Source organism: Dietzia sp. CH92 (assembly GCF_032248695.1).
Classification (GTDB): Bacteria; Actinomycetota; Actinomycetes; order Mycobacteriales; family Mycobacteriaceae; genus Dietzia.
The window spans coordinates 48,074-59,889 of the sequence record NZ_JAVHXC010000010.1 but is presented as its reverse complement, the minus strand read 5'-3'; the positions used below and the strand labels follow the sequence as shown (position 1 = coordinate 59,889).

The following is an 11,816-nucleotide window of genomic DNA, read 5'->3' as shown; positions in this document are numbered from 1 at the left end:
AAGCGCGGTCGGGACCGGCGCGCGGGATCCGGCCGGGCGCGCGGGATCCCGCCGGCGCCCGTCACCGGCCGCGGTCAGTCGATGCCCGCCTCGCGCATCCCCTTGAGCTCCTTGCGCAGTTCGGCGATCTCGTCGCGCAGACGTCCCGCGAGTTCGAAGCGCAGATCCGTCGCAGCGGACATCATCTGCTCGGTCATCTCCTCGATGAGCTTCTCCAACTCCTTGCGGGGCCGGGCGGCGTCGCCCACCGCACGCGCGCCCACCAGCTCCGGGCGGTCCCCGGCGTCGGCGGAGTCGCCGCGTTCCTCCCCGACCCGGTCGAGGATGTCGGCGATCTTCTTCCGCAGCGGCTGCGGGTCGATGCCGTGTTCGGTGTTGTAGGCGATCTGCTTCTCGCGGCGCCGCTCGGTCTCCTCCATCGCGTACCGCATCGAGTCCGTGATGGTGTCGGCGTACATGTGGACCTCGCCCGAGACGTTTCGGGCAGCGCGGCCGATCGTCTGGATGAGCGAGGTACTCGAGCGCAGGAAGCCCTCCTTGTCGGCATCGAGGATCGCGACCAGCGACACCTCGGGCAGGTCGAGGCCCTCACGCAGCAGGTTGATGCCCACCAGCACGTCGTACTCGCCGCGGCGCAGGTCGCGCAGGAGCTCGACGCGCTGCAGGGTGTCGATCTCGGAGTGCAGGTACCGCACGCGCACCCCGAGCTCGAGCAGGTAGTCCGTGAGGTCCTCGGACATCTTCTTGGTCAGCGTGGTCACCAGCACCCGCTCGTCCCGCTCGGCGCGCGCCCGGATCTCCCCGATGAGGTCGTCGATCTGGCCCTTGGTGGGCTTGACCACGATCTTGGGGTCGACCAGGCCGGTCGGGCGGATCACCTGCTCGACGAACTCCCCACCGGTCCGACCCATCTCGTAGGGGCCCGGGGTCGCGGAGAGGTACACGGTCTGCCCCACCCGGTCGGAGAACTCCTCCCAGGTCAACGGCCGGTTGTCCAGGGCGGACGGCAGGCGGAAGCCGAAGTCGACGAGGTTGCGCTTGCGGGACGCGTCGCCCTCGTACATCGCACCGATCTGGGGGACGGTCACATGCGACTCGTCGATGACCGTGAGGAAGTCCTCCGGGAAGTAGTCGATGAGCGTGGCCGGGGAACTGCCGGCGGGTCGGCCGTCGATGTGGCGGGAGTAGTTCTCGATGCCCGAGCAGAACCCCACCTGCTGCATCATCTCGATGTCGTAGCTCGTCCGCATGCGCAGGCGCTGGGCCTCGAGCAGCTTGCCCTGGTTCTCGAGCTCCGCGAGCCGGACCTCCAGCTCCTCCTCGATCGAGGCGATCGCCTTGGCCATCCGCTCGGGGCCGGCCACGTAGTGGGTGGCCGGGAAGATGCGTACCTCGTCGACCCGGCGGACCACGTCGCCCGTCAACGGGTGGATGTAGTACAGCGCGTCGACCTCGTCACCGAAGAACTCGATGCGCACCGCGAGCTCCTCGTAGGTGGGGATGATGTCGACGGTGTCGCCCTTCGCCCGGAACGTGCCGCGGGTCATCGAGACGTCGTTGCGCTCGTACTGGACGTCCACCAGCAGGCGCAGCAACTGGTCGCGGTCGACCTCCTGCCCCACGGCGAGGGACACGGACCGGTCGAGGTACGACTGCGGGGTGCCGAGGCCGTAGATGCACGAGACCGAGCTGACCACCACGACGTCCCGCCGGGACAGCAACGACGAGGTCGCCGAGTGCCGCAACCTCTCGACGTCGTCGTTGATCGACGAGTCCTTCTCGATGAACGTGTCCGTCTGCGCGATGTACGCCTCGGGTTGGTAGTAGTCGTAGTACGAGACGAAGTACTCGACGGCGTTGTTCGGCAGCATCTCGCGGAGCTCGTTGGCCAGCTGCGCGGCCAGGGTCTTGTTGGGCGCCATCACGAGCGTCGGACGCTGCACCTTCTCGATGAGCCACGCCGTCGTCGCCGACTTACCGGTACCCGTGGCACCGAGGAGCACCACGTCGCGTTCCCCCCGCGCCAGCCGCTCGGTGAGCTCGGCGATCGCCGTCGGCTGATCTCCGGACGGGGTGAACTCGCTCACCACCTCGAAGCGGTCCGTACTGCGCTCGACGTCGCCGATCGGTCGGAATTCGGAGTACGAGAGCACGGTCGGGTCAACGGGGACCCCGTCGTCGGGGATCTCGGTCGCGAATGCCATACCGCCAGAGTACGAGCACTCGTCCACACCCGCCCACCGGCGACCTCCCGCCCGATGTCAGAGGTGCCAACTACCGTACTGTTGACTCTTGCTCGACCCTGTCATTCCCGTCTGGAGAACACCGTGGCCTGGAGCCCCCCTCGTCGTCGTCCCCCCTCTCGCCCCTCCTCTCGTCCCCACGGTGTCCGGACCCTGGCCGGGGTGACCACCGCATCGCTCGCGGCCGGGGCGCTCTCCCTCCTCGCCCCCGTCGCGTCCGCCGCGCCGTGCGACCCGTGGCCCCCCGCCGGCATCGGCGGTGGGAGCGGTTCCCTCGGCGGCTCCTCCGGTGGCTCGATCGGCGCACCCGGGACCCCGGCCACCCCGTGGCACGACGGCGGCGCCGGCTACATCCCGGTCCTCGAGGGCCGCACCACCACTGTCGAGCTCCTCACCGGACCCACCAGCCCCAACGACACGGTCGACCGGTTCGGCATCTGGGGCACCGACCTCGGGATCATGTGGGAGAACGGCGGGGCGGGCGGCGAGGACCAGGTGCACATGGCCCTCGGCGACACCATGGGCGACTGCTCCGTGCCGGGCGACCAGTGGCGCAGCAACATCCTCTTCCGCTCCTCCGACCCGACCCTGTCGGACGGCATGCGCATCGACGACGCGCCCATGGAGCGGGAAGGCATGGCGAAGTCGATCCTCCCCCGGTCGGACATGCCCGGTGAAACCACCGTGATCCCCACCGCCGGTGTCGAGGTGGGCGGCACCCAGTACCTGCGGTACATGTCCGTCGAGCGCTGGGGCCTGCCCGGCGAGTGGACCACCAACTACTCCGCGCTCGCCCGCTCGACCGACAACGGCGAGAACTGGGAGCCCGTGTCCGGCACCGCTCGCCGCGGCACCGCGCCCATGCCGCTACCCGCGGACCTCGGGGACCGGCACACCCGGCACACCGACGGCCAGATGAGCGCGTTCCTCAAGCACCGGGTGGACGGCCGGGACTACGTCTACGAGTACCTCACCCCCTCCGGCCGGAGCGGCTCGGCGCGCCTCGCCCGGGTGCCCGCGGCGCAGATCGAGGACATGGACGCCTACGAGTACTGGGACGGCTCCGGCTGGTCCGCGGACCACGGCGACGCCCGCCCGGTCCTCGGTGCCCCGGCGGTCAACACCACCGTCAGCGAGCTGTCCGTGACGTGGAGCGAGCACCTGCACCGCTTCATCGCGATCTACAACAACCGCGCCAACAACATCGTCATGGCCCAGGCCGAGAGCCCGGAGGGCCCCTGGTCCGGCGAGGACATCCTGGTGTCGTACCGCCAGGTCCCCACCCTCTACGGCGCCTTCGCACACCCGTGGAGCCCGGCCGTCCGGACCGACGGCGCGGAGCTGTACTACACGATGTCCACGTGGGACGCCTACAACGTCTTCCTCATGCGGACCGACCTGTCCGACATCCCGCCTCGCACCTTCCCTAATCCCCGCGCGCGGGTGCGCACCGTCGACGACAGCTGGACCCGCAACACCCCCGACCCCGCCGAGACCGGTGAGACCGTCCTCGTCGAGCGTCGACCCCTCCCGGGAGCCTGAGATGACCCGCCCACTCCCCCGCCTCCTGGGGGCACTCACCGCCGCGTCCGTCACCCTGGCCGCCGCTGTCACCACCGTCGGCACCACCGGGGCCGGGACGGCCTCGGCGGGACCGTGCAGCGAGATGTTCGGCAACTTCGGTTCGCTGCTCGAACACCGCACCGGCGCGGGCATGGCCACCGGGTCGCTCGGCTCCCTCGGATCGTCCGGCGACTCGGGCCTGCTGGGCTCCACCTCCCGCGCCCTCGGCTCGGCGGACCGGTCCGGGTCGCTCGTCCGCGAGCTCGAGACCGGTTCGCTCGGCAACGGCCTCTCGGGCTCCCTCGACCCCATGATCGGCTCGGTCTACGGGATGCCGCCCTGGATCACCGGCGAGGAGGGCACCGTCCCCGTCCTGCGCGGCCCCACCCGGTTCGAACAGCTCGTCACCGGGCCCACCAGTCCCTCCGACTCCATCGGCCGGTTCGGAGTCGGCGGCACCGACCTCGGCATCATGTGGGACAACGGTGACCCCGACGACCCGCAGGTCCTCATGGCCTTCGGGGACACCATGGGTGACTGCACCGTGCCCGGGACCCAGTGGCGGTCGAACGTGCTGTTCCGCTCGGGCGACACCGACCTCACCGACGGCATCACCATCGACTCCGCGGCCATGGGCACCGACGGCCTGGCGAAGTCCATCGTCCCGCGTTCGGGGTTGCCAGGCGAGGTGACCATCATCCCCACCGCGGGCATCGCCGTGAACGGCGTCCAGTACCTGCGGTTCATGTCGGTCGCGCACTGGGGCCAGCCGGGATCGTGGACCACCAACTACTCCGGACTGGCGTACTCCACCGACAACGGGGAGAACTGGACCGTCGTGCCGTCGATGGCCCGGCCGATCACCGACACCGTCCCCACGGGCCCCGGATCCCCCGCCGCCGACGCCGCGTGGCGGGGCGCGCAGATGAGCTCGTTCCTCGCGACCGACGACCACCTGTACGAATACCTCACCCCCTCCGGGCGGCAGGGCGCGGCGATCGTCGCACGCGTCCCGCTGGCGGGGTCACCGGGTGCCGACGACCTCGACGCCCCCGGGCCCCCGCCGGTCGCCGGCGTGCTCGACCCCGGCGCGTACGAGTACTGGGACGGCCGGGCCTGGGTGCGCGACATCCGCGAGGCGAGCCGCGTGCTGCCCGCCCCGGCCAGTGAGATCTCCACCATGTGGAACGCCCACCTCGGCAAGTACACCGCCATGTACTCCCAGGGCTACGACTCCGTCGTCCTGCGCACGGCGGACCGTCCCGAGGGGCCGTGGAGCGCGGCCACCACCCTGGTGGACTACTCCATGCTCCCCGGCGTCTACGGGGCCTTCATGCACCCGTGGGCTCAGGGCGAGGACCTGTACTACCTCGTCACGACCTGGAACGCGTACAACGTCTTCCTCGTCCGCACCCGGCTCACCGAGCTCTTCCCGGAACGCCCCCGCGCCCGCGTCGGGGTGCCCGCACCCGGGGAGGCCGCGCCGGTCGAGTCCGAGATCGTGCGCCGCGTGCCCGTGTCCGAGCTCGTGAACGGGATCGTCCCCACCGAGTGACCCGCCCCGCCCAGCCCCCGCCCGGCCCCGGCACGGCCCCCGCACGGGGCCGGGGTGGGCTGGGCCGAGGCGAGCCGGGGCCGGGCCGGGCCCCGACCTAGCGGTCTCGCATCGACGCCTCGGTGAGCGTCCGCTCGAAGCGGCGCGTCTCCTCCCGGTTGGCGCGTCTGAGGATCTCGGAGTACTCCGCGCGGGCCCCGGGGTCGGCCCCGATCACCTCGGCCATCAGCAGGGCGAACTCGTGCTCCGGGTCGTCCTCGGCCACCACCGTCACCTCCAGCGGCCGCAGGGGGTCGCACCAGTGCAGCAGCGGACGATCGCTCGTACGGTCGCGTACGTAGCCCGCCCCGGTCAGCTTCGCGAGCGCGGCCTCCACCGCAGCCGCGTCGGCGACCGTCACCTGCAGGTCGATCACGTCGGGCGCGTCGAGACCGTCCACCGCCGTGGGCCCGACGTGGTCGATCCGCGTGGCGAGACCCCCCACCACGTGTCGCAGCCGCGCACAGGCCCGCTCGGCCTCCCCCGCCCACTCCGGCCGGAACGGGACGACGGTGCGGTCACCGATGACCGGGGTACCGGTGCGCAGATTGTGCTCGAACGGATCCAGACGGACCTCGATGAGCGCGTTCGTGAGGTCGATGGTCGTCTGCCGGTCCCCGGAGTTGTCGATCAGGACGTCGGCCGCGGCGCGGCGGGCCTCGTCGGTCGCCTGACGCGCCATGCGGGCGCGAGCGTCGTCCTCCGGCATGCCCCGCTGCTCCACGAGCCGCTGCAGGCGGATCGCCGCCGGCGTGTCCACGACGATCACCAGGTGGTACCCGGGGGTCATCCCGCCCTCCACCAGGAGCGGCATGTCGTGCACCACGATCGCGTCCTCCGGAGCGGACCCGAACAGCTCCGCCGTCCGCTCCCCGATGAGCGGGTGCGTGATGGCGTTGAGCGCGGCCGTCCGCTCGGCATCCACGAACGCCTTCGCCGCGAGGGCCGCACGGTCGAGCGCCCCGTCCGGGCCGAGGATGTCCTCACCGAACTCGGCGACGAGCATCGCCAGCCCGGGGCTGCCCGGTTCGACGACCTCGCGGGCGATGCGGTCGGCGTCCACGACCACCGCTCCCGCCTCCGCGAGTACCGCCGTCACCGTCGACTTGCCGGCGCCGATCCCACCGGTCAGACCCACCATCAGCATGGTCTGGAGTCTAGGTCACCGTCCGGTCACCCGTCCGGATGGCCGCCCGCACCGACGACCGGGCGGCCGTGCCGGGACGGAAATAGACCGCGACCCCGGAGGGCACCCACCGTGGTGGGCGACCCTCCGGGGTCGCGGCCGAGGTCGCCGGCGCGCTCAGGCGCCGTCAGCCTGCGAGCCGATCACTCGCCGCCCGCGAGCTTGGCACGCAGCGCGGCCAGCTGCTCGTCCGAGGCCAGCGAACCGCCGGTGGTCTCGGACACGCCGGCATCGGCGGCCGGGCGGGAGGACGGGGCGGACTCCGACGAGTAGTTGGTCGGGGCGGCCTCGGCGGCCTCCGCGGCGGCGACGCGACCCTTCTCGATCTGGGCCGTGTGCATCTTGTGGCGACGCTCGGCCTCCGCGTAGCGGTTCTCCCACTCCTCACGCTGCTTCTCGAAGCCCTCGAGCCACTCGTTGGTCTCGGGGTCGAAGCCCTCGGGGAAGATGTAGTTGCCGGCCTCGTCGTAGCTGTCGGCCATGCCGTACTTCGACGGGTCGAACTCCTCCGTGTAGTCCTCGTCCGCCTGCTTGAGCGACAGCGAGATACGACGACGGTCGAGGTCGATGTCGATGACCTTGACCATGGCGTCGTCGCCCACGGAGACGACCTGGTCGGGGACCTCGACGTGGCGCTCGGCCAGCTCGGAGATGTGGACCAGGCCCTCGATGCCCTCCTCGACGCGCACGAACGCACCGAACGGGACGAGCTTGGTGACCTTGCCCGGGACGATCTGGCCGATCGCGTGGGTCCGGGCGAAGTGCCGCCACGGATCCTCCTGGGTGGCCTTCAGCGACAGGGAGACACGCTCGCGGTCCAGGTCGACGTCGAGGACCTCGACGGTGACCTCCTGGCCCACCTCGACGACCTCGGACGGGTGGTCGATGTGCTTCCAGGACAGCTCGGACACGTGGACGAGGCCGTCGACGCCGCCGAGGTCGACGAACGCACCGAAGTTGACGATCGAGGACACGACGCCCTTGCGGACCTGGCCCTTCTGCAGCTGGTGCAGGAACTCCGAGCGCACGGCGGACTGGGTCTGCTCCAGCCACGCACGGCGCGAGAGCACGACGTTGTTGCGGTTCTTGTCCAGCTCGATGATCTTGGCCTCGAGCTCCTGGCCCACGTAGGGCAGGAGGTCGCGCACGCGACGCATCTCGACGAGCGAGGCGGGGAGGAAGCCACGGAGGCCGATGTCGAGGATGAGACCGCCCTTGACGACCTCGATGACGGTGCCCTTGACGGCCTCGTCCTTCTCCTTGAGCTCCTCGATCGTGCCCCAGGCGCGCTCGTACTGGGCGCGCTTCTTGGACAGGATCAGGCGGCCGTCCTTGTCCTCCTTGGTCAGAACCAGGGCCTCGACCTCGTCGCCCACCTCGACGACCTCACCCGGGTCGACATCGTGCTTGATGGAGAGTTCGCGCGAGGGGATGACACCCTCGGTCTTGTAGCCGATGTCGAGCAGGACCTCGTCGCGATCGACCTTGACGATCGTGCCCTCGACGATGTCACCATCGTTGAAGTACTTGATCGTGGCGTCGATGGCGGCGAGGAAGTCCTCAGCGGAGCCGATGTCGTTGACGGCTACCTGCGGGGACGTGGTGTTGGTGGTCATAGGGTGGGGTGCTCCGAGGTGGATAGGAATCGTAGGTGGACGGACTGAACGCGAACGCTTACGCACGCGTCCGTCAACTGTACGCTTCTGCCGTGACGTCCACAAACCCCCCAGGACATGGAGAATCGGTGCGGGCCTCCCGCGCGTGGTGGGATTCGGAGGCCTCCGGCTACCACGAGGAACACGGCGACTTCCTCGGCGCCCACTCCCCCGACGGCGAGTTCATCTGGTGCCCGGAGGGCCTGCACGAGGGTGACTGGCATCTGCTCGGCGACGTCGAGGGACGCGACGTGGTGGAGATCGGCTGCGGTTCCGCTCCGTGCGCCCGATGGCTCGCCGGACAGGGGGCCCACGCCGTGGCCGTGGACCTGTCGGCGGGGATGCTCCGCGTGGGTGCGGAGGCGGCGCGCCGTTCGACCGGCCCGGCGGCGTCGGTGCCGCTGATCCAGGCCGATGCGCAACGACTGCCGTTCGCCGACGCGAGTTTCGACGTGGCGTTCTCGGCGTTCGGCGCGATCCCCTTCGTGGCGGACTCCGCGGGTGTGATGGCGGAGGCCGCGCGCGTGTTGCGCCCGGGTGGGCGATTCGTGTTCTCGGTGAACCACCCGATGCGGTGGATCTTCCGGGACGACCCGGGCCCCGACGGTCTGCGGGCCGTGTTCCCCTACTTCGACCGGTCGCCGTACACGGAGTACGACGACGACGGCGAGTTGGCCTACGTGGAGCACCACAGGACGGTGGGCGACCGGATCCGCGAACTGGTCGCGGCCGGGTTCGTGGTGCGGGACCTCATCGAGCCGGAGTGGCCGGAGTGGCTCGACCGGGAGTGGGGTCAGTGGAGCCCGCTGCGGGGCGCGATCTTCCCGGGCACCGCGATCTTCGTGGCCACCCTGCCCTGACGCCGGTTGTCCACCGGCGGTCCCGCGTGAGCCGCGGGACCGCCGCGCGTCAGAGGATCTTGGACAGGAAGTCCCGGGTGCGCTGGTGGCTCGGCGCGGTGAGCACGTCGGCCGGCCTGCCGGATTCCACCACGACACCGTTGTCCATGAACGCGACGGTGTCGGCGACCTCGCGGGCGAAGCCCATCTCGTGGGTGACCACGACCATGGTCATGCCCGCGTCGGCCAGCTCGCGCATGACGCCGAGGACCTCGCCGACGAGTTCCGGGTCGAGCGCCGACGTGGGCTCGTCGAACAGCATCAGCTTGGGGTCCATGGCCAGCGCCCGGGCGATGGCCACCCGCTGCTGCTGCCCTCCGGAGAGCTGCGCCGGGTAGGCGTCGGCCTTGGCACCCAGCCCCACCCGGTCGAGGAGGTCGCGTGCTCGTTCCGTCGCCTCGGCCCTGCTCAGCCCGTTGACGAGCATCGGCGCCTCGATCACGTTCTCCAGCGCCGTCCGGTGCAGGAACAGGTTGAAGTGCTGGAACACCATCCCGATCTCACGTCGCTGACGCGCCGCCTGCTTGGGGGAGATCTCGTAGAGCTTGTCCCCCTTCTCGCGATAGCCCACCAGGTCGCCGTCGACGTACAGCCGACCGGCGTCGACCTTCTCGAGGTGGTTGATGCAGCGCAGGAAGGTCGACTTCCCGGAGCCCGAGGGCCCGACCAGGCACAGCACCTCGCCCGCGGCCACCTCCAACGAGATCCCCTTGAGCACCTGCAGCGAACCGAAGTTCTTGCAGACCTGATCGGCCTTGACCATCGGCGTCATGCCATTCCTCCGGACTGGTCGGTCCCTCTGGCCGCCGCGAGCGCGGACGGGGTCAACCCGTCGGCCTCGGCCAGCGCCCGTAGCTGCTTGGCGTTGAGCTGCCGGGTGGCGCCGCGGGAGAACCGCTTCTCCAGGTAGTGCTGGCCCACCATGAGCACGCTGGTGATGACCAGGTACCACGTGGCGGCCACCAGGAGCAGCGGGATCGGCTGGAAGTTCACGCCCGAGATGTCGCGGGCCTGCCCGTAGAGCTCGCCCGAGAACGGGATGGCCACCACGAGTGAGGTGGTCTTGAGCATGGAGATGAGCTCGTTGCCGGTGGGCGGGATGATCACGCGCATCGCCTGCGGCAGGATGGTGCGCCGCATGGTCTGACCCCACGTCATGCCGAGCGCGGTCGACGCCTCGGCCTGTCCCTCCGGGACGGACGAGATGCCGGCGCGGACGATCTCCGCCATGTACGCGGCCTCGTTCATCGCCAGGCCCACCACGGCCAGCCAGAACGCCGAGTACAGGACCATGGTGTCGTCGAAGCGGACGAACTGGATGTCGGTGAACGGGATGCCGAACTGGACCTGGCGGTAGATCGTGAAGATCAACCCCCAGAACAGCAGCTGCACGTAGACGGGGGTCCCGCGGAAGATCCACAGGTACACCCAGGCCACTGCCTTGAGCACCGGGTTGGCGCTCATCCGCATCACCGAGAGGATGACCCCCAGGATCACGGCGAGGATCATCGACAGGACGGTGAGCGCGATCGTGTAGAACACGGCCGTGCCGAACCGGGTGTCGAACAGATAGCGCGCATAGGTGTCCCAGCCGTAGGCGGGATTGGTCGCCGCTCCCCAGACGAACAGGAACACGAGGACCAGGACGATCGTCGCCGACACCCATCGCCACGGGTGCCGGAGCGGGACGGCCTTGATGGGTTCCGGGGCGTCCGCCGCGGGGGCCCCGGCCCCCTTCTCCGCGGTGCTCACGTTGTGGACCCTCAGCCCTTCCGGATCTCGGCGTCGTCGATCATGCCGTCCTCGACGCCCCAGTTCTGTGCGATCTTCTCGAAGTCACCGGTCTCGATGAGCTTGTCCGCGGCGGCCTCGAGGGCGACGGTGAGCTCGGAGCCCTTGCGGACGGGCCAACCGTAGGGGGCGGCGTCGAAGACGTCGCCGGCCAGCTGCATCTTGCCCTCCGACTGCTTGACCGCGTACGCGGTGATGGGCGAATCCGCCGACATCGCGTCGACCTTGCCGAGCGCGACGGCCGTCGACGCCTCGTCCTGGGAGTCGAACTGGACCTTCTCGATCGGCGGCTTGCCGGCGGCGACGCAGGCCTCGCTGCGGGCGGGCACGTCCTCCTGGTCCGAGACGGTGGTCTGCTGGACGGCCACGCTCAGCCCGCACGCGTCGTCCGGGTCCACGTCGGAGCCCGCGGCCGAGGCCCACTGGATCCCGGCCTCGAAGTAGGTCACGAAGTCGACGGTCCGCAGCCGCTCGTCGTTGACGGTGAACGAGGAGGCGCCCATGTCCATGGTGCCGCCCTCGATCGCCGGGATGATCCGGTCGAAGTCCGACTCGCGGAACTCCGCCCGGAGCCCCATGATCTGGGCGACAGCGGTCATCACGTCGATGTCGAACCCGACTATCTCGCCGTTCTCGTTCTTGAACTCGTTCGGCGCGTAGGGCGGGTTGGTGCCGATCACGATGACGCCCTTGTCCCGGATCTCGGCGGGGACGAGCGCGGCGATCTGCTCGTCGGCCTCCAGGGAGACCTCGTTCCTGGGCTCCCCGGAGTCCTGAGGCCCCTCGGTGTTGGTGGTGCACCCGGTGAGGGCGAGGGCCGCGGTGGCGGACAGTGCCAACGCGGCGCGCAGGCCGCGGCGTGAGGTGAGCGTCATGATGGTGCCC

9 protein-coding genes are annotated in these 11,816 nt (G+C 70.2%); 3 read left to right on the top strand and 6 right to left on the bottom strand.

Annotation, left to right across the window (positions count from 1 at the left end):
• Nucleotides 1–74: 74 nt before the first annotated feature.
• Nucleotides 75–2,204: an excinuclease ABC subunit UvrB gene (gene uvrB, locus RWK90_RS16405; RefSeq protein ID WP_314038693.1), complete on the bottom strand. Its 2,130-nt coding sequence runs from the start codon at nt 2,202–2,204 to the stop codon at nt 75–77.
• A gap of 201 nt (nt 2,205–2,405) precedes the next feature.
• Here uvrB and RWK90_RS16400 point away from each other — a divergent pair, with 201 nt between their 5' ends.
• Nucleotides 2,406–3,785 (top strand): DUF4185 domain-containing protein, encoded by a 1,380-nt coding sequence (locus tag RWK90_RS16400; protein WP_314038692.1) that lies wholly within the window; start codon nt 2,406–2,408, stop codon nt 3,783–3,785.
• A 1-nt stretch (nt 3,786) separates the two neighbouring features.
• Complete coding sequence (locus RWK90_RS16395; protein ID WP_314038691.1) at nt 3,787–5,361, top strand: DUF4185 domain-containing protein; 1,575 nt, start codon at nt 3,787–3,789, stop codon at nt 5,359–5,361.
• Nucleotides 5,362–5,458: 97 nt separating this feature from the next.
• Here RWK90_RS16395 and coaE read toward each other — a convergent pair whose 3' ends face one another.
• Complete coding sequence (gene coaE, locus RWK90_RS16390) at nt 5,459–6,547, bottom strand: dephospho-CoA kinase (RefSeq protein ID WP_314038690.1); 1,089 nt, start codon at nt 6,545–6,547, stop codon at nt 5,459–5,461.
• A gap of 182 nt (nt 6,548–6,729) precedes the next feature.
• Complete coding sequence (gene rpsA, locus RWK90_RS16385) at nt 6,730–8,202, bottom strand: 30S ribosomal protein S1 (protein ID WP_314038689.1); 1,473 nt, start codon at nt 8,200–8,202, stop codon at nt 6,730–6,732.
• A gap of 77 nt (nt 8,203–8,279) precedes the next feature.
• Between rpsA and RWK90_RS16380 the strand changes: the two genes are divergently transcribed.
• A complete protein-coding gene (locus RWK90_RS16380; RefSeq protein ID WP_314038725.1) occupies nt 8,280–9,101 on the top strand; it encodes a class I SAM-dependent methyltransferase in 822 nt (273 codons plus the stop codon).
• Nucleotides 9,102–9,150: 49 nt separating this feature from the next.
• Here RWK90_RS16380 and RWK90_RS16375 read toward each other — a convergent pair whose 3' ends face one another.
• The 3 genes from RWK90_RS16375 to RWK90_RS16365 are packed head-to-tail and all read right to left on the bottom strand — an operon-like array spanning nt 9,151 to nt 11,806.
• Nucleotides 9,151–9,912, bottom strand: coding sequence for an amino acid ABC transporter ATP-binding protein (locus RWK90_RS16375; protein ID WP_314038688.1), 762 nt, complete (start codon nt 9,910–9,912; stop codon nt 9,151–9,153).
• Nucleotides 9,909–10,892 (bottom strand): amino acid ABC transporter permease, encoded by a 984-nt coding sequence (locus RWK90_RS16370; protein ID WP_314038687.1) that lies wholly within the window; start codon nt 10,890–10,892, stop codon nt 9,909–9,911. Before RWK90_RS16370 ends, RWK90_RS16375 begins: the two co-directional genes overlap by 4 nt.
• 11 nt (nt 10,893–10,903) lie before the next feature.
• Entirely contained in the window at nt 10,904–11,806 is a 903-nt protein-coding gene (locus RWK90_RS16365; RefSeq protein ID WP_314038686.1) for an ABC transporter substrate-binding protein, read from the bottom strand.
• Nucleotides 11,807–11,816: the final 10 nt, after the last annotated feature.